Source organism: Streptomyces sp. NPDC050704, from assembly GCF_040654355.1.
GTDB lineage: Bacteria > Actinomycetota > Actinomycetes > Streptomycetales > Streptomycetaceae > Streptomyces.
Map to the genome: position 1 here is coordinate 94,560 of NZ_JBFAHW010000015.1, position 18,156 is coordinate 112,715.

The window sequence follows — 18,156 nt, forward strand, 5'->3', positions numbered from 1 at the left end:
TGATCGAACGTATGACTCCTGTCGACTCCTGTGCCGTCCCAGGATGTCGGCGGGGCGGGGACCAGCGCGATGGGACGGGCCTCCGGGCCGGCGGTGGGGGTAGCCCCCGGTGGCGAGGCGGGACGTGGCGAGGCGCCGGGCCGTGAAGGGCCCGGCGCCTCGTGTTACTGGTTACCGACTACGTGTTGCTGGTTGCTGCTTACCGGTTACGGGTTCAGCGCAGGGTGCCGATGCGGTCGAGGCGCTCGTTCACGCCGTTGCGGAGTTCGCCGAGCGTCGTGCCGGGCGGGGCCACCCTGGGCGTGGCGGAGGGCGGCTGGGTCTCGTCCGCGCAGGTCGTGCCCGAGACCGGGACCTTCTGGTCCAGCAGGTAGCCGGTGACCGCGTCCGTCGCGCAGGCGCTCCTGCCGAAGGCGGTGTGCCCCTCGGCCTCGAACGTGAGCAGCGAGGCGTTGTCGAGCTGCCGGGACAGGGCCACCGCGTCCTGGTACGGGGTGTCCGGGTCGCCGGTGGTGCCCAGGACGAGGATCGGCGCGGAGCCCTTCGCGCGGTAGGAGCCGTCGTAGCGGCTGGCGCGCTCGCCGGGCCACTGGACGCAGGCGGTGGCGTGCTGGTGGTCGTAGGTCGGCGGGCCGTACGCCATGGCCGGGCCGAGCAGCGGTGCCGCCTTGGCGTTGGCCGTGACGTTCCGCTTCAGCCGCTTGAGGTCACGCGGGTAGTCCCGGTCGACACACTCGACCACCACGTTCGGGACCAGGAAGTCGAAGCTGCCCGGGGACGGCGGCCGGAGCAGGAAGGAGGTGTTGTCGCGCAGTTGGGCCTTGCGCAGGGCCTCGCCGAGTCCGGGCCAGATGACCTTGCCCTCGTTGATGTTGAACATCAGGCGGTAGACGAGCGTGTAGCCGTTCGCCTGCCCGCCGTTCGCGGTCGGCACCGGGTTGGCGTCCAGGTCGCTCTTGAGCTTCTCGAACGCCGCCCGGGGGTCGCCGTCGCCGAACCCGCAGGTGGCCTGGTCGGCGGCGCACCAGTCGAGGAAGCGGCTCATCGCGCCGTCGAGGGCCTGGTACTGGGACCGGTCGTAGGCGTACGGCTGGTTGGCGTAGTGCACCGGGTCGTACGCGCCGTCGAGGGCCAGGGCGCGCACCCGCTTCGGGAACAGGGCGGCGTAGACGGTGCCGATGTAGCTGCCGAACGACCGCCCGTAGTACGTGAGTTGGTCCTCGCCCAGCGCCTGGCGCAGCAGGTCGATGTCACGGGCGACGTACTCCGTGCCCACGTACGGCAGCAGCTCGGCCGAGTTGTCCACGCACGCCTGGTTGAACGCGGCGGCCTCGGTCAGGGCCGGGCCGAAGGCGCCGGGGGCGGGGACGCCCTTGGCCTGGGTGACGGCCTGGGTGTACCGCTGGTCGTCCCAGCACTGGAGCGCCGAACTGCGGGCGACACCGCGGACGTCGTATCCGAAGACGTCGAACGAGTCGCGCAGGGCGGCCGGCAGGTCCGCGTGGTTGTTGCGGACGAAGTCCACTCCGGAGTTGCCGGGACCGCCGGGCTGCATGAAGAGGGTGCCCTTGCGCTTCGCCGGGTCCGCGGCCTTCTTGCGGATCACCGCGAGGGTGATGGTGCGGCCCTGCGGCTCGCGGTAGTCCAGCGGCACGTCGGCGCTCGCGCACTCGAAGCCGCCCTGGCAGTCTGACCAGGCGAGGGTCGGCACCGGCGGCGTCACCTGCGAGGCGATCGAGGTGGTGGAGGTGGTGGAGGGTGCTGGGGCGGCCATCGCCTGGGCCCCCGTGCCAGCGACGACGAGTGCGGTCACCGCGGCTCCGATGATCCGCAGACGCGAGAAGCCGCTGCGTGTCCGGGAGTCGGACCGGCCCCCGAGCCGGTGCGGCCGGTGTTCCGAGCGTCTGCCTTCGTCCGGCGAGACATGGTCTTGCGTAGTCACTGCGTGTTCCCCCTGGGGCTGATGCGTCATCAATAGTCGGTTGATGATGTTGGGGAAATGTCTAGCTCACTTGGGAGTCAAATGGCTACAGGCGTGACTCGGACAGCAGACAAAAACCCCAGGCCGTTGGCCTGGGGTTTGGTCGGGGTCACCGGGCGGTTCGGTCGCCGGTGGTGGTGCGCGTCGGCGTCAGAGGCCGAACTCCTGGGTGGACAGGCCCAGTACGGAGCACGCCTCGCGCAGGATCTGCTCCTCGGCCGGCGCGATGTATCCGTCCGCACCCGCGACGACGAAGCCGGTCTGCACGACCGCCCTGGCCTCCGTCGGCTTCTTCGCGGCCTTGGCGATCTCCTGGAGGGCCTCGGCCTTGCCCTGCTGGAAGTTGAGCGCCAGCCGGTCGACGTGCTTGTTGAAGCGCTGCCGCAGCTGGTCGGCCGGGAAGTTCTGCAGGACGTCGTTGTTCAGGATTAGCGACTCCACATGCTGCCGCTCGGCCGGGTCGACCTGCCCGTCGGCGGCGGCGACCAGGGCGCACATGGCCATGCTGGCATCCCGGTAGACGCCGCTCTTCAACTCCGTCTTGAGGGAGGTGAGCTGGGACTTGAGCGTGCTCACCAGCTGAGCCTTCGATCCCCCGGCGGATCCCGAACCCGGCCGCCCCTGTCCGCCGCCGGCGCTCCGCGTGCCCTGCGCCTGCTGCAGACCCTTGGCCTGGTCCTTGATCCGATCCCACATCGCCATCAGTGCCACCTCGGCTTCAGCCCGTGTTGCTCGTGTCGTTCCGGTCGTTCGGTGTCTCCGGGCGCCCGCGCGCGTTCCGCGTGCCCTTCTGGCAACTCCCCCCGGCCCTGCGAAGTTCCATGGTCGGCCGGTCGATATTACCGACCGTTTAGATCGTCCATGGTTTCCTGAATTCAGGATGACGTGTACCTTCAAGGGGTGCTGACTGTTGCCTCCGACATCGAGGTGCTGGCCCGTTTCGGCCGCGCGCTCGCCGATCCCATCCGCTGCCGGCTGCTGCTGGCGCTGCGCGAGGCGCCGGCCCACCCGTCCGACCTCGCCGACGCCCTCGGCATCTCCCGTACGAGACTGTCGAACCACCTGGCGTGCCTGCGGGACTGCGGGCTGGTCGTCGCGATCCCCGTCGGCCGGCGTACCCGCTACGAACTGGCCGACGCACGTCTCGGCCACGCCCTCGACGACCTGCGCAACGCCGTCGTCGCGGTCGAGGAGGACAAGAACTGCCCGGACGCCGAGACGAAGGGCTGCTGCTGATGGCCGCGACGGACTCGATGGACGCGACGGACGCGATGGACGCGACGGGCTCGATGTTCCTCGCGCCTTCACCGGCCCGCCGTGACGCGCTCGCACGCCGCATACGGCTGCTGGTCGCCGTCACCATCGCCTACAACGTCGTCGAGGCGATCGTCGCGATCACCGCCGGGACGATCGCCTCCTCCACCGCGCTGATCGGCTTCGGCCTCGACTCGGTCATCGAGGTCTCCTCGGCCGCCGCGGTCGCCTGGCAGTTCTCCGCCGCCGAGCACACGGTCCGCGAGGCGCGGGAGAAGACCACACTGCGGATCATCTCGGTGTCGTTCTTCACGCTCGCGGCGTACGTCACCCTGGACGCCGTCCGTGCCCTGGTCGGCACCGGCGAGGCCGAACGCTCCGTCCCCGGCATCGTGATCGCCGCCCTGTCGCTGGCCGTCATGCCGTTCCTGTCCGCGGCCCAGCGCCGGGCGGGACGCGAACTGGGTTCCGCCAGCGCGGTCGCGGACTCCAAGCAGACCCTGCTGTGCACGTACCTCTCCGCCGTCCTGCTCGTCGGCCTGGTGGCCAATGCCACCCTCGGCTGGTCCTGGGCCGACCCCCTCGCGGCCCTCGTCATAGCCGCCGTCGCGGTCAAGGAGGGCCGCGACGCCTGGCAGGGCAAGGGCTGCTGCGCGACACCGGCCGCCGCCGTCCCGGTCACCGCTCGGCAGCAGGAGCAGGAGCAGCAGGAAGCGGACGCGTGCGGGTGCCGCCAGGGCTGCGACTGCTGCTGAAGTGCCTGTCTGTGCCTGTCTGTGCCTGTCAGGGTCTGCCGGAGCCTGTGAAAGAACGAGGGCCGGCCCCACCGCACGCGCGGTGGGGCCGGCCCTCGGGTCGCCGGTTGCCCTGGTCAGGGAGTGACGGTCAGGGAGTGACGGTCAGCAGGGTGGTGCCGATGGTCTCTTTTCCGTCGCCGTAGTCGACGAAGCCCAGGTACGAGCGGCCGGCCGGGAGGTTCTCCCAGGAGACGGTGATCTCGGGGGTGTCGCCCGCGGCGACCCGCTGTTCGGCCGGGGCGGCGGTGGCCGCGTGGTCCGGCTCGGAGTCGGGGCCGATCAGCCAGGTGTGCAGGGTGTAGGGCTGGCTGGTGGTGCCGGCCGGCAGGGCGAACTGGTTGACGTACACCGTGTACGTGCCCGGCTTGAGGTCGATGTGCTCGTCGCTGCTGTCGCCGGGCAGCCGGGAGACGAGGCCGCCGTCCTTGTCGAGGACCCACAGGTCCATGTCGCTGCCGGCCAGGTAGTCGGCGGACCGGATCGCGACGCGGGCGAAGGTGGTGCCCTCGGGAACGGTGAACTCGCTCTTGACCGTGGCCGCCGGCTGCGGCGACACGGTCGGGTTGAAGTTGCCGTTCGTCCCGGTCAGCGTGCCGGTCTCGGTGTTGCCCGCGTACAGGCCGTTCACGGCGGTGGTGAGCGTGCCCGCGTAGCCCGTCCTCGGGCTGAGGGTGACCGACCCCGTGGCGTCCTTGCCGCTGACCTCGCCCGCCACGACGGACTTCGCGGCGCGCAGGGAGACGGCGCTGCGGACCCGGTGCCCGCTCTTGTCGCTCAGCAGCACCGAGCCGTACGACCAGTCGCCGAAGGCGGCGGAGGTACGGGTGAAGGTGACCTGGTACGTGGCCGAGGCGCCGGGCGCGACGACCAGCGTCTTCGGCGAGACCACGGCCTTGTAGCCGGGCGGCGTCTGCAGCTTGGCGGTGTAGACACCGGTCCTGGAGCCGACGTTGGTGACGGTGCGGGTGACGGTCTGCTTCCCGACGAGGTCCCCCACCGAGATCGTCGGGTAGTTGAGGTCGCTCGGGTCGATCTTGCGGGCGGTGGGGCAGGCGTCGGAGCCGTCGGCGTTCGCCAGGTGGTCGTCGAGGGAGCAGGAGTACGCCGTCCAGTCGGCGGAGGTGGAGTCGTAGACCAGACCCGGGTTGACGGCGGCGTTCGGGACCACGTGCCCGGCGCCGTAGTCGAGCGGAGTGGCGGGGTTGTCGGAGCCGGAGCGCTTGATCGCGTCGCCCGCGCCGTCCTTGGTGGTCGCGGTCGTCATCAGCGCCGACTTGACCTCCATGGGCGACCAGTCGGGGTGCTGCGCCTTGATCAGCAGGGCCAGACCGGCGACGTGCGGGGCGGACATGGAGGTGCCGGACATGACACCCTGCTCGCCCTTGAAGGCGCCGTTCCCGCCGCCCGGCACGGTACCGGCGACGATGTCCACGCCGGGGGCCGTGACGTCGGGCTTGAGCAGGTCGCCGCCGCTGAGCGGGTCCGGGCCGCCGGAGGAGAAGCCGGCGATCATGGAGCCGGCCTGCTTGACGGCCTTGGCGGCGCCGAGTTCGGCCGTGGCACCTGCCCCGGCGCTGTCGGCGTACGCCTTGACGGCCTCGCCGGTGGTCCGGTTGACGTGGGTGCTCGGGACGGTGTGGGCGTCGGCGACCTCTTCGTCGGCCGTGCTGACGTTGTACAGCACCATGCCGACGCCGCCGGCCGCCTTGACCTGGACGCTCTTGTCGAACCGGGCGTTGGTGCCGCGCGCGCAGACCACGATGGCGCCCTTGACCTTGTCCGGGTCGAGGGCGTCGGCCTGGCACTGCCCGGCCTTGGTGGCGTCCACGCCGCTCCTGGCGGCCTCGGCCCCGTCGACCAGCGGCGCGGATGCCACGGCGGAGGCGCTGATGCCGACCCCGGTGTACGAGGTGCCGTTGCCGAGGGTGACGGTCGTGCGGTAGCCGACGTCATGGGTGGAGGCGGCGACGGTGGTCACCCACGGCGGGGTGTTGGTGGTGGTGTTCGGGCCGGTGTTGCCCGACGAGGCGGAGATGAAGACACCGGCCTTCGCGGCGTTGAACATGGCCGTGTACGTCGGGTCGGTGGTGCTCCGCGCGGACCCGCCGAGGGAGTAGTTGATGACGTCCACACCGTCGGCCACGGCCCTGTCGAGACCGGCGACGATGTCCACCGTCGAGCAGCCAGGGCTCCAGCAGACCTTGTAGGCCGCGATACGGGCGGCCGGGGCGAGCCCGGATATTCGGCCGGATATCCCGCTGTCGGGCACGGTGGCGGGCACGTCGATGTTGCCGGCGGCGGTGGTCGCGGTGTGCGTGCCGTGCGCCTCGGCGTCCAGCGGGGACGCCCAGTCGGTGGGGCCGGGCTTGGTGATGCCCTTGCGGAAGTACTGGGCGCCGATCACCTTGTTGTTGCAGGTGACCAGGTGCGCGAGGTCGTCACCGCGGGCGCAGCTGCCCTTCCACTTCTTCTCGATGACCCCGGCGTCGGGCCGCGGCTCCGAAAGCGCCTGGAGGGACGGGTTGTTCGTGTCGATACCGGTGTCGAGGACACCGAGGACCAGGCCTTCGCCCGTGTTCCGCTGACCGCCGGAAACCTTGGAATACAGGCCGCCCCGGTCCTTCAGACCGAGGAACTCGGCGGTGTCGGGAACGGGCAGGGAACCGGCGGCGGTTCCGGTGGCTGCCGCGGTTCCTGTCACTGTCGTCTGCGTCGCTGTCGTCCGCGTGCGCGCGGCGGGCCGGTCGGCGGTTGCCGCCTTCGCGCCGGCCGCCGCGTCGGTCTCGGACGCGGCCGTCACCTGGTGCAGCTCGTTGCGGACCAGTGAGACGACGCCGGAGGTGCGGGCCAGCCTGTTGGCCTGACCGGCCGTCAGGTCGGCGGCGAACCCGTTCGCCACGAACTGGTAGCTGTACAGCGGTGCGACGCCGTCCACCGCGTCCAGCACCTTGTCGCGCTCCTGCTTCAGGTGGCCGAGGTAGTCGCGGACGGCCTTCGTCCGCGCGTTCAGCCGTTCGCCCGGATCGGGCGCTGTCCTGGAGTACGTGGCGACGGGTTTGTCGGCGAGCTGGACGAAGTACGTTCCGCCCTTGAGCGACTGCCGGGCGGCGTCGGCCGATGCGTCCGCCGATGCGTTCCCCGACGGGTCGGCGGGTGCGGCCTGGGCGGTGGGGCCGTAGGCGAGGAGCAGGCCGCCGACGAGTGCGGGGGCCAACAGGAGAACCGTTCTGCGGTCGGTGAGGCGACGCAGACCGGGGTGGTGCTGGGACAAGTGGGTGCCTTCCCCCTGCGCACGCCTGTGGGACGCGTGCGCATGACGGTCGCTGGAGTGGTCAGTCCCCCGAGATCGCCGTCATCGTGTCTCCTGCGAGATCACTGTGAGAAGGGAATGAATCATGAAAGTGCAACAACTCCACAGTGTCTCCACGGTGTTCGCCGGCCGTTCCTTTCTGGTCCCGCTCAGCGGCCGGGGATCAAGGGCCCAGGTGCACGACCGATGCGAAGGCGAGCGCATGAGTGGCGGAATCGGCGATCGCCGCCCGCACGACGTGGTGCAGGGCGTGCGCCGAACGCTCCGAACGAAGTCGGCCGTCGCCGGCCAGGAGCAGGCCGTACATGGTCTGCGCGAGGTCCCTCGCGTCCGCGTCCCCACCCCACCCCGGCAGCCCGATCACATGGTCGAAGCCGGCGGCCTGGAAGTACGTGGCCCAGGTCCAGCCGTCGCCCTCGAAGCCCTGGTCACCGAAGTGCGTCTCGCGGACCGAGAGATACGCCAGTGCTCCGCCGGAGACGGGGTGCGGCTCGGGACGCCGCTCACCCGGTCCGGTCTCCGGGCCGAATTGCAGCCGGGGGACGCCCTCGTGGAGATCGGCGCGGCCGACGAAGTGGAAGAAGGAGTGGTCGGCGAGTTGCGCCGCGACGTTCGTACCCGTGCCCCGTGCGTCGCGCACGACGCGGGCCTGCGGGACGAGCCGATGGATTGCGTCGATCTCCCACGCCCCGTCCGGCAGGTCGTGGTCCGCGAGGACCAGCAGCATCGGCTGGACAGCCCTGCGGACCGAGTGTCTCTCGCGATGCCGTGCGGCCGTCAGCGCCTGGAGGCTTGCGGTATAGGAGTGCACCGCGTAGTCCATGGCGGTCCTCGGCGGCCGCCCCGCCAGGTGGAGGGGCAGCATCGTGAACGGGCCGTTGGGACACCACCACATGCGTGGCAGCTCGTCGTGCGGGGCCGCGGCACGCACCTGCGTATCCCCTGGGGCGGAGTCCGGCATGCCGGGGCCGATGTGGTCGGTCATCCTGAGAGCGGAGAGGACCGGTCCCACCGTGCTTTCCGCCAACCAGTCGAGTACGGACCAGACCGCGTGTTCGTCCAGCGGCAGCGGCAGCGAGCCGGCGCCCATCGCGTCCCGGTATCTGTTCGCCTCGTTCGTCAGGTCGGCCAGGCTCAGTCCGTGCAGCGGTAGCGCCGACACCCCCTGGCGGGTCACGATCAGCGCGTCGCAGCGGCGGGCGGTGGCGTTGAGGACGACGACGGGACCTTCGTCCGCGGCCGCCAACAGCCGGTGGACGGGTACGGGTGCGAGGAAGCCCTCGAAACCGGGAACGGCACGCATCGTTTCGACGAGCTCGGCCAGCTGGTCCTGGGACGTGTCCTCCTGCGGGCGGATCCGCGAGGCGATCGGCTTCGGGGCGAGATGGAGGAACGCCCACAGCCGACGGAGTTCCGCGAGGAGGTCCGGTGCGGCTTCCCGCAGCCGGTCCACCTCCGTATGGGAGTCCTGACGCCAGGCCGACAGGAGAACACTCCGCGATTCCAGGAACTCGAGTGCGCGATCCGGCGCCCCCGCCTCGATCGCGTAGGCGGCGGCCTCCCTGCTCCGCTCCTCCCAGGCCCTGACGAGCTCCGCGTGCTCACGGCCGGATGTCAGCAGTACCACTGGGACAAGGCCGGCGACGGTCTCGGAGCTCTGTACGACGTCCTCGGGCAGGCCGAGGCGCACTGCCAGGCTGCCCCAGAGAAGTCCGGCCCGCAGGCGTTGCAGCGGCAGGACGTACGGGCTGCGGACAACCTGTCGTGCTCTGTCGGCCGCGTCGCGGAGGGCGGCGGCCGACGCGTTCGGCGGGTGTGAGAGGAACGTGGCGCGGGCCAGCAGGACGGACGCCGACTCCGGATCGGTGAGTTGACGGTCGTGGCGGTCGTGCTCCAGCAGTGCGTCCAACTCGGCCAGGGCGCTGGTGAGTTCTGTGTGTGACGAGTCGAGTGTGTGCAGTTCGAGCAGGGCGGAGGCGTAGGCGGCGGTCCGGGCGACGTGGTGTGCGGGGCTGAGGGCGGCGAGATCCTCCCTGGTCGACCTGAAGCTCTCGACGGCCAGGCTCAGCGACAGGCCGTCTCCGGTCACCCGGTATCTCAGGACCAGACATTCGCCCAGCTGGACGAGTGCGGTGTGCCGGTAGGGCAGGTCCGGGTGGAACTGGGAATGCGAGACGACCTCCTGGGAGGCCTTGATGGCGCGGTCGAGTTCGGACACGGCCCCGGTCCGGCGGAATCCGTCGAGCCGGCATCGGTTCAGGCTGATGAGCGCCGTCATCCTCCACGTGGACTTCGCCGGCAGGGATCTGGCCCCCTGCTCGGCGAGAGCCACCGCTTCGTCGGCGTCCGCCTGTTCCGGCAGTACGGCGGAGTGCACCCGCAGGACGTCACTCAGCGCGTGTCGCAGCCGGGCACGGAGGAGCTTGTCGCTGCCCGGACTGATCTTGAGCGCCGATCGGCACTGTCCCAGCGCCGCGTGGAGCGCGTCCGGTGAACCGTCCCGCCAGAAGCGGGCCAGATACACCGAGGCGAGTACGGCCGCTCGCTCGGCCAGTACGGATCGGGGCTCCTGGAGGGACAGGGGATGCTGTGCCAGGTCCTCGGCCTGGTCGAGGTCGGCCGGATCTCCCTCCGCCTCGTACCGGGCGATGAGGACCCGGGCGAGCGGCAGCGCGTAGGTCTCCCGTTCGGCACGTGAGTGTGAGCGGGACGTCCAGTCCGCGAGATTCAGCGCCCGGAGCAGCGCGTTCTCGCGCGGCCGGACCTCATGGAGGACCAGGTAGGTGGTGAGAAGTTCCGCGACGAGGCCCCCGGTGGAGACCGAACCGCCCAGCATCCGGTCCGCCCAGGTCGCGAGGGTTTCCCCGGCCCTGTGCAGCAGGGAGAGGTCACCCGTGTGGCAGAAGAGTTCGCGCTGGGCGGCGCCGAGGACGACACCGGCTCGCATGCTCAGCTCCAGGGACGCGACGTCGGTCACGTACTGGGCGACGTCGGCGGCTCGTTCGAGTGACTTCCGCGAGCCGAGGCGCAGGCCGTGGAGGTACAGCGTTTCCGCGGCCACGCAGCCGAATTCGGGGAAGTCCCGCGGTTCGAATCCGGCATCGAGTGCCCGTTTCGTCAGAGCGACGCCCTGCTGGAGGGCCTCGGCGTCGTCCGCCCGGCGGGACCGGTCGAGCAGGTCCCGGATCGCCAGGGTCAGCGGTGGCACCGACTCGGGCTCCGCTCCGAGCCCGATCAGGTCACTCAGCACTTCGTACGGAGAGGTGTCCGGCCGCGGTGCGGCCGGGGCGGGTTCCTCGATCAGGTAGACGTGACCCGCGCCGGTGCGCACGCCGACGGGCCCGGTCCCCACCTCCAGACGGACGACCTCGGCCGCGTCGATCCGCACCGTACGGACCGTGGTGCCCGCGGTGACCTCGACCACCCGTGGGGAGGTGTCGGGAACGAGGACGGCGGCCGCGTCCCTCCCGCGGACCTTCCCCAGCAGCAGCGCCCTCCCCTCGCGCAGGACACCGAGCGGGGCTTCCCCGATGACCGACGCGATGGACGACACGGTGCCGAGGGTGAGTTCGGGCGCCGCACCGGGGTCGAGGGACGGAACGTGCGTGCGGGCCGCGGTGGCGAGGCTCCACGCGGTGGCGGTCGAGAGGGTCTCGGCGGGCAGCCGCCGCAGTGCCTCCGCGAACCAGCCCGCCAGGCCGGACCGGTTCTCCCGCACAAGGGCGTGCAGGGCCCGGTTGAGGTTCTGGGCCGCGCCTTCGGTGTCACCGCTGAGGCTGGCCCAGGTGATCTGTTCCTCCAGTAGCAGCGCGGGCGACAGACCGGCGTGGAACTCGGTGACGATGACCAGGACTTCCGCCAGCCGCGGCTCGCTCGCCAGCTTTTCCACGAGACCCGCGCGCAGGTAGGGCAGGCATTCGGGGAGCAGCGCGATGGCTTCCGGCGTGCGGGCGCCGACCCAGTCGCAGAACCAGAGATCGGCTTCGGCGCCGACGTCCAGGTGAGGCAGGAGCCGGAGCCTGACCGCGCGGATCAGCTCGGGTTCGATGCGGGTCGCGATGCTCAGCACCGTGGCGAGTTCCATCGCACCGGCCGGTGGCGCCGGCGGCAGTTCGTGCGACGGCTCCCGCGGCGGTCCGGTCACGGCAGCCTCACCGCGGCCCGGCCCACGGTGGTCGTGCGGTCCCAGCTGACCAGGGGCAGCAGGCTCGTCATCCATCGCGGCCAGCGCCGCGCCGGGTACGGGGAGAGCGCGACGACGCCGCATCCCGCCAGGGTGACAAGGCCGACGAAGTGCTCCCAGTCCTCGCGGGTGCCGCGCCGGGGGGCGTCGGACGGTCCGCCCAGACCGAGGTCCGACAACAGCAGGACGGGCCTGCCGGACTCGGGAGGAGCGTAGGCGGTGCGCGTCCAGCGCGCGCCGGGCCCCGTGCCGCGCTGGGGCGCACCGGAGAAGTAGCCCACCTCGACCAGGGAAGGGCCGACCACCGCGCGGATACGTTCGAGGAGTTGGTTCTGGTCGCGCCGGAAGGGCTGCATTCCGGCGCCCCGGTCGACCAGCACCTGGACTCCGTACCGCATCGTGGGCACGGGAAGGCGGGGCAGCCGGCTGACCGGGCGCCCATGGGCGAGCGTGTCGACGAGCGACGGGATGTCCACAGTGCCCTCGGGGACCCGCCGGGAGATCATGGCTCTGACGATGGCGCTGGTCCAGCCGGGAACGAACAGCGGCAGATGCGGCAGCGGGGCCCGCTCGGACGTCGGCCTCGCGAGCGGCTCCACCGGTTCACGTGGCGCGTTCACGGCCTCGACGCGGGCCGGGCGGAGCAACGGCAGTTCCTCCGCCACGTCGACGCCGTCCGTCTCGTCCTCGGGGGAGGGGCTCGGCGGCGGCTCGTGACCGGGCTCCGGACTCCGTCCCTGACGGGAGGCTTCGGCCGGAGTCCGAGTCGGCGGCCTGTCCGGTCCCGCGAAGGGTGTGCCGCGGTCGACGGGCGGTACGACACCCGGGGCGAACCCCAGCATCTCCAGCACGCGCACCTGCTCGCTCTCGGTCCGTGCCACCTCCAGGGCACGGACGACATCACCCACCCAGATCTGCGCCCGCATCGCCTCAGCCCTCCCGCTGCGGGGACTTGGCCAGCGTCAGACTGCGGACCAGGGGCCACTGCGGGTGCTCCGGACCGATACCCAGCGCACGGCAGGCGCGCAGCGCGTCCAGGTACTCGGCGGTGCTGGGCAGCCTCTCGCGTCCGAGATGCCCGTCCTCCCGTACGTCGACGAGCTCGTTGGCCAGGGTGCCGACGAGGTCGAGCGTCTCGTCGTCCAGGGGCACGCCCGCGTGTCCCAGATGCAGCCGCGCGATCCGCACCAGGCTCTCGGGGGTGGGGCCGGGCAGGGTGAAGGTGACACAGCGGCGCAGGAACGCCTGGGGGAGTTGGCGCTCCCCGTTGGTGGTGATGACGATCAGCGGGGCGCCGACACCCGGTTCGCGCCGGATGGGCGTTCCGGTCTCGGCGATGGTGAACTCCTGCGAGCCCAGCGGTACGAGCAGGCTGTTCGGGACGTCCGGGTCGGCCTTGTCGATCTCGTCGATGAGGACGACGGCTCCCTTCGTCCAGTGCTCCTGGTGGAACCGGTCCAGCGGATCGGGCCGGTGGACGTCCTGGAGGAGGCCCCCGCGGGTGCGCGCGGACTCGGGGGCGAGCGACCACCACAGGACACCGGGGTTGACGTAGGCGCCGTCGTTCAGCCTGCCGCCGTGCGCCTGGGCGTCTCCCAGCCTGCGCACACTGTCGAACGTCCACAGCAGGTCGGTGGCCTGGGTCCGTGACGTGACGACGTGTTCGTAGTACCGCAGGTGGTTCTCGCGCGCGTAGAACGGGGCCAGGGAGGACTTGCCCGATCCCGGCTCTCCGCTCAGCAGCAGCGGCCGGTCGGTGGCCAGCGCCACGTCGATCGCGAGCCGCAGGTCCTGCGACAGGTCGTAGATCCTGCCGTCCCGCGGATCCGGACCATGGGAGACGAATCGGGTCACGAAGGCTCCTAGTACATGCCGGCGAGACGCTCGGGCAGTTGTCTGAGGCGTTTGCTGCGGAGCTCCGCCGTCTTCTCGTCCTCCGCGGTGAGCAGGGGTTCCAGCAGAACCGCGTTCTTGAAGGCGTTCCGGACCTGGCCGTCGGGCGGCGCGGTGCCGGTGGTCACCAGGACGATCAGCCAGGAGAAGAGACGATGGAGCAGGCTGACGGCTTCGGCGAATTCGGCGTCGGGCGGGCGGAATTCGTTGATGACGAGGTAGTAGGTGCGGGCGCCGAGGTCCGTCGGGAACATCCGCTCCTCCTCGGTGTCGGCGTTGAAGAACTCCTTCCACACCGTGTCCTCCCACGTGCGGAGCCGTTCTCCGACCCGGTCCTCGCCCGTGGGCAGGCTGCCGATCGACTTCGTCTCGAAGCCGTGGAACGCGCTGCACGTGGCCCGGCTTATGTACTGCTCGGCCGTGCCGTTCGAGAAGGCGTTGAGCAGGAGGGTCATCTCCTGTGGTCGGTCGCCCGGGGCCGGGAGGGCACGGCAGGCGGCCTCTTCGTTGACCCAGGTGGCGGTCAGGTCCTTTGTCAGCCGGCGGATGGTCTCGGCCTGAAGGGACGGGGCAAGGACGTCGAGGGCCTCCTCCATCCGTTCCGGAGGGGCCAGGAGGAACTGATGAGCCAGGACGAGGCAGCCGCCGTGCTGAGCGGTGACATGCGCGAGGAACTCCCGCTCGACGTTGAGCACTCGCGCGGCCTCGGCCAGGACGCTCGGCTGTCTGTGGGCCTCGGACAGATACATGGCCAGTCGCCCGAGCCACTTGCTCATCGGGTCCTTGCGCGTGGCCGCCGGGGGAAGCTCGGCGAAGCGTCCCAGTACCTCGTCGGCGAGGCTCTGGGCATCCTGCTCCTCGCCCCGCGCGGTGCGCGCGAACTGGATCGGCCGGAGCTCCTCAAGACCTGCCGTCTTCACCTCTCCGGTCGAGAGGCTGTTCAGCAGTACGGGCACCACGAGCAGGGGTGCGCCGAGCGCCTTGCGCCACATGAGGATGTTGACCTCGCGGCGCACCCAGTGGGAGCGCAGGGCCGCCTCGTTGAGCAGGATGACGGCCGCGTCGCAGCGGGCGAGCCAGTCGACGAGCGTGGGCCGCCACTCGTCGCCCGGTTCGATGCCCGACTGGTCCACGAGCGGGGTGTGGGTCCGCCCTCGCAGACCCTCCTCGATTTTTTCGAGTACGGCCACGGCGAACGCGTCGCCCCGAGCGCTGTGACTGATGAACACGTCCCCCACGGAGCCGATTGTGATCCATCGTCAGCCACCGTGCGGGCAAGTCTCACAAACCTGCCTCGAACTCGGTCTTGGCGACGATGATGCGCCAGCGGCGGAGTTCTTCGGTGAGGGTCGACTCGACCCGGACGACCAACGAGCGGAACGAGACGGCGAGTTCGGCGCCGACGGGTTCGGCGAGCAGACGGCGCAGGGTGTTCTCGTGCCCGAGCAGTTCCTGGCGGGTCTCGCGGTACGAGGCGGCCAGTCGCTGCGAGGCGAAGAGGTTCTGCACCGCCAGGGCCATGTTGCACAGGGGCGGGAGACCCGCGGCGAGCAGGGCGACGACCGCCGAGGTCGTCGACGGCCCGGCCCCGCCGCGGCCCGAGTGGAGGAGAACGGCGTACGCGACGGCGACGGCGACCGCCGCAAGGACCGCGGCCTTGGCCGTCCTGCCGAGCTTGGCCTCGGTACCTTCGCAGGTGGCGGCGGCCAGTTCGAAGAACAGACTCTGCCGCCTGATGCGATAGTCGAGATAGGTGCGCATCCGCTCGGTGGTCTCGGTGCCGGCGACGGGTACGCCCTCGGCCCCGCGCAGCCAGACCGCGTCCTGCCAGTGCTTCTCCGCGCCGTCCGAACCCCGGTCGCAGAGGCGGGCGAACGCGCTGAGCTCGGCCGGGCCCGCGGCCGCGAGCAGACTCAGCCGGGCGTCACGGACCTGCCCGGCTTCCTGATCGGTGCGCCCCAGATAGGGGCCGACGGCGGCGAGCAGGAGGAACATCTCGCGGCGGAAGAGTTCGGCCCTGACCCGGCTGGTGACCCAGGGCTGGGACGGCTCCTGACTGGTCCACACCGTCCAGATCATGGAGACGAGAAGCAGGCACTCGGCCAGGACGAAGCCGAGACCCAGATCGCCGCCCTTTTCCAGGAACACGGTCTGCACGGTCAGACACATCACCGCGAGCGCGGGCAGCACGGCGAGCCGGATGCCGGTCGCCCGGAACCGCCCCTGCTGGTCCACCGTGGTGTCGCCCGCCGGGCGGGGGAGGATGTTCGGGTAGTCGATCGGCCGGCGTATGGCGGGGTCGGGGACCCGCGCCGCACGCCGCGACCGGCTGGCCCGGCGTCGGCGACGGTGCGCCCATCGCCGGCCGAACAGGTATCCGCTGTCCAGGACGACCAGCAGCCAGATCGTCCCGGCCACCGGCAGAGCGACGACCAGAGCCGACGCCCGGCTCAGCACGGCCGCCGTGGTCCAGGCAGCCACGGCGAGGCTTACGCCCACGACCACCCATATTCGCACCGAAGTCCCCATGTTCCTCCCCCTTTTGAGGCGCGGAGGGCGACGGTATCGAAGATCGTCGGGACCGGCCCGGAGAACTCCGCAACAGGTCGACCGTGGACCGTCACGCTCTGCGATCTCATGCGTTGAGAAGTCGTGATCACGACCTTCTCGCCCGTCCAGCACGCGCTCCCGGCTGACCCCGTTTTCGACCTCTGGCCCCTGCAGGTCGCCCAGCTCATCCGCGGTTGGGCCGTGGACGTCACCGCGGCCGACCTCGCCCCGCTCGCCTCCTCGGTCGACGCTCCGCGCCGGCTCCGGGCCAGACGCGGCTACCTCGGGGGAACCGGGGCCAACGTGGAGCTGGCGCGGATGCTGGAGGAGCGGCCCGAGGACTTCGGTGCCGTGGGGCAGATCGTGCTGGGCGCGGAAGCGGTCGAGATCCAGCCCGGTCCGCGACCGTTCGCCGACACGCTGTTCGTCGTCGGACCCGAGTGCATCGACGGCCTCCAGCGGCTGAGGGTCATCGCCGACATGCGGGACCGCCTGTCGCAGGAGCACCTGCAGCGCGCCGTCATCCGGCTGGAGATTCGTTGTGGCGACGAGCGGGACCGGGCCCGCGGTGCCTACGACGTCGCGCATCGCTGCCTCAACGTGTCGACGGCTCAGGACCGTCTGATCCGGTGTGCGAACATCATCCGCCTGATGGACGGCGACTGGGAGAAGGGTGACTTCGATCCCCGGCGGGGCGTGACTGCGGGACCCCACGGACAGCGTTTCTCCATGGCCGACGTGACATCCGCCCTCGCCTGTCTGTCGGACTTTCCGCAGCCGGTCGCGGCGCATCTGGCCGCCACCCCGGAAGGGCGGGAAGCGCTGTGGAGCGACCGCGCCTCCGCGGTCTACCGGCGCCTCTTCCACGGGCGGATGAGCCCGGTGGGCGTGATGCGCGCCGTCGAGGCGTGGCGGACAGCTCGCGCGGCACTGGCCGCGATGCCGAGGAAGTCCCGGCAGGGCCACGGCCACCTGATCGAGTACGCGCCGGAACTGATCTGCTGGAAGGCCTGCCGCTGGCTGCCCCTGCTCTCCCTGCACGACCCCAAGTCGCCCTTCCGCTGGGACCGGGCGATCGAGCGCGATCTGCCCGCCCGCACGGTTCGGGCAGCGGAGTCGCTGGTGACGCACTACAACAGACTCCATCCCGAACACGGCCGCTCGGGCAGGTCGTACAAGTCGGAGGCGCCCAAGCTCGACCTCTGGCGGGAACTCGCGGAGTGCGCGGGGTAGCCCTGTGAGGGTTGCGGTGACGGAGTAGATGACGTCTGCGCCGACGGCCGGGACCATGCCACCGGGCATACCCCGCGGGGGAGATGACGTCGGCCGTGGAAGACCTGCTGGTGGGCCACCCGGGCCGTGGTCGCGCTCTCCTCCGGCTCACCTGTGTTGAGGTTGCGGTCTCCCCGTCGGAGGCGAACCGGCCACGGCCCCGTACCGCCGGGCTCCCTGCCCTACTTCGCCAGCTGGGTGTACAGCCCTGCCAGGTCCCCGGCCAGGCCCAGTTTGACCTCGCGTGAGATGTCGTCGGCGAGCACCTCGTACGCGCCGGTCTCGACGCCGTCGAGGGCGAGTGCGGCGACGTCGCGAGGGTCGGACTTGGGGGCGTCGACGCCGGACGCCAGGTCCGTGTCCACGTATCCCACGTGCAGTCCGGTGACGGCGATGCCGCGCGGTTGCAGCTCCAGGCGCAGGGAGTTCGTCTGCGACCAAAGGGCGGCCTTGGAGGCGCTGTAGGAGCCGCCGAGGGCCAGCCAGGACAGTACGGAGTGCACGTTGAGGAGGTGGCCGCCGCCGTTGCGTTCGATGACCGGCACGAAGGCCCGGGCGACCAGCAGCGGGCCGTAGAAGTTGGTCTCGAACTCCCGGCGCACGTCGTCGACCGGGGAGTCGAGGAAGGACGCGCCGACGGAGGCGCCGGCGTTGTTGATCAGCACGGTGACGTCCTGTGCCTGCGCGGCGGCCGCCGCGACGGAAGCCGGGTCGGTGACCTCCAGCGCCACCGGGACGGCGTCGGGATGCGTCACACTGCGCGGGTCGCGGGCCGTGGCGTACACCTTGCCGGCGCCGCGCAGATAGAGCTCCTCCACCAGGGCCTTGCCTATCCCGCGGCTGCCGCCGGTGACGAAGACGCTTGCGCCCTTGAGTGCGGTCATGACGTGCCTCCACAATGCTCACGGTTGTAAAC

The 18,156-nt window shown here is 70.9% G+C and carries 12 protein-coding genes; 3 read left to right on the plus strand and 9 right to left on the minus strand.

The annotated features are described in order from the left end of the window. Window positions 1-214: 214 nt before the first annotated feature. On the minus strand, window positions 215-1,774 hold the full coding sequence (locus tag AB0I18_RS11420; protein ID WP_363105226.1) for an alpha/beta hydrolase: 1,560 nt from the start codon (window positions 1,772-1,774) through the stop codon (window positions 215-217). 357 nt (window positions 1,775-2,131) lie between these two features. Further along, entirely contained in the window at window positions 2,132-2,683 is a 552-nt protein-coding gene (locus tag AB0I18_RS11425) for a tellurite resistance TerB family protein (protein WP_363105187.1), read from the minus strand. A 198-nt stretch (window positions 2,684-2,881) separates the two neighbouring features. Between AB0I18_RS11425 and AB0I18_RS11430 the strand changes: the two genes are divergently transcribed. Both AB0I18_RS11430 and AB0I18_RS11435 read left to right on the plus strand, forming a co-directional pair. Then, window positions 2,882-3,217 (plus strand): metalloregulator ArsR/SmtB family transcription factor, encoded by a 336-nt coding sequence (locus AB0I18_RS11430; RefSeq protein ID WP_363105188.1) that lies wholly within the window; start codon window positions 2,882-2,884, stop codon window positions 3,215-3,217. 35 nt (window positions 3,218-3,252) lie between these two features. After that, the gene (locus tag AB0I18_RS11435; RefSeq protein WP_363105227.1) at window positions 3,253-3,990 is read left to right on the plus strand and encodes a cation transporter; all 738 of its coding nucleotides are present in this window, start codon (window positions 3,253-3,255) and stop codon (window positions 3,988-3,990) included. Between the two features lie 130 nt (window positions 3,991-4,120). On the opposite strand, the gene AB0I18_RS11440 is transcribed toward AB0I18_RS11435, so the two are convergent. From AB0I18_RS11440 to AB0I18_RS11465, 6 genes are all read right to left on the minus strand, one after another. Further along, window positions 4,121-7,303: a S8 family serine peptidase gene (locus AB0I18_RS11440; protein ID WP_363105189.1), complete on the minus strand. Its 3,183-nt coding sequence runs from the start codon at window positions 7,301-7,303 to the stop codon at window positions 4,121-4,123. Between the two features lie 202 nt (window positions 7,304-7,505). Then, entirely contained in the window at window positions 7,506-11,486 is a 3,981-nt protein-coding gene (locus AB0I18_RS11445; protein WP_363105190.1) for a hypothetical protein, read from the minus strand. Further along, on the minus strand, window positions 11,483-12,451 hold the full coding sequence (locus AB0I18_RS11450) for a hypothetical protein (protein ID WP_363105191.1): 969 nt from the start codon (window positions 12,449-12,451) through the stop codon (window positions 11,483-11,485). The genes AB0I18_RS11445 and AB0I18_RS11450 overlap by 4 nt, the downstream gene beginning before the upstream one ends. A gap of 4 nt (window positions 12,452-12,455) precedes the next feature. Continuing rightward, entirely contained in the window at window positions 12,456-13,379 is a 924-nt protein-coding gene (locus AB0I18_RS11455) for a MoxR family ATPase (RefSeq protein WP_363105192.1), read from the minus strand. Window positions 13,380-13,387: 8 nt separating this feature from the next. Continuing rightward, on the minus strand, window positions 13,388-14,656 hold the full coding sequence (locus tag AB0I18_RS11460; protein WP_363105193.1) for a toll/interleukin-1 receptor domain-containing protein: 1,269 nt from the start codon (window positions 14,654-14,656) through the stop codon (window positions 13,388-13,390). 43 nt (window positions 14,657-14,699) lie between these two features. After that, the gene (locus tag AB0I18_RS11465; RefSeq protein ID WP_363105194.1) at window positions 14,700-15,947 is read right to left on the minus strand and encodes a hypothetical protein; all 1,248 of its coding nucleotides are present in this window, start codon (window positions 15,945-15,947) and stop codon (window positions 14,700-14,702) included. A gap of 123 nt (window positions 15,948-16,070) precedes the next feature. Here AB0I18_RS11465 and AB0I18_RS11470 point away from each other — a divergent pair, with 123 nt between their 5' ends. Next, a complete protein-coding gene (locus AB0I18_RS11470) occupies window positions 16,071-17,201 on the plus strand; it encodes a hypothetical protein (RefSeq protein ID WP_363105195.1) in 1,131 nt (376 codons plus the stop codon). A 221-nt stretch (window positions 17,202-17,422) separates the two neighbouring features. Here the strand turns inward: AB0I18_RS11470 and AB0I18_RS11475 are convergent, their stop codons facing one another. Continuing rightward, the gene (locus tag AB0I18_RS11475) at window positions 17,423-18,124 is read right to left on the minus strand and encodes an SDR family oxidoreductase (RefSeq protein ID WP_363105197.1); all 702 of its coding nucleotides are present in this window, start codon (window positions 18,122-18,124) and stop codon (window positions 17,423-17,425) included. Between the last annotated feature and the right edge of the window lie 32 nt (window positions 18,125-18,156).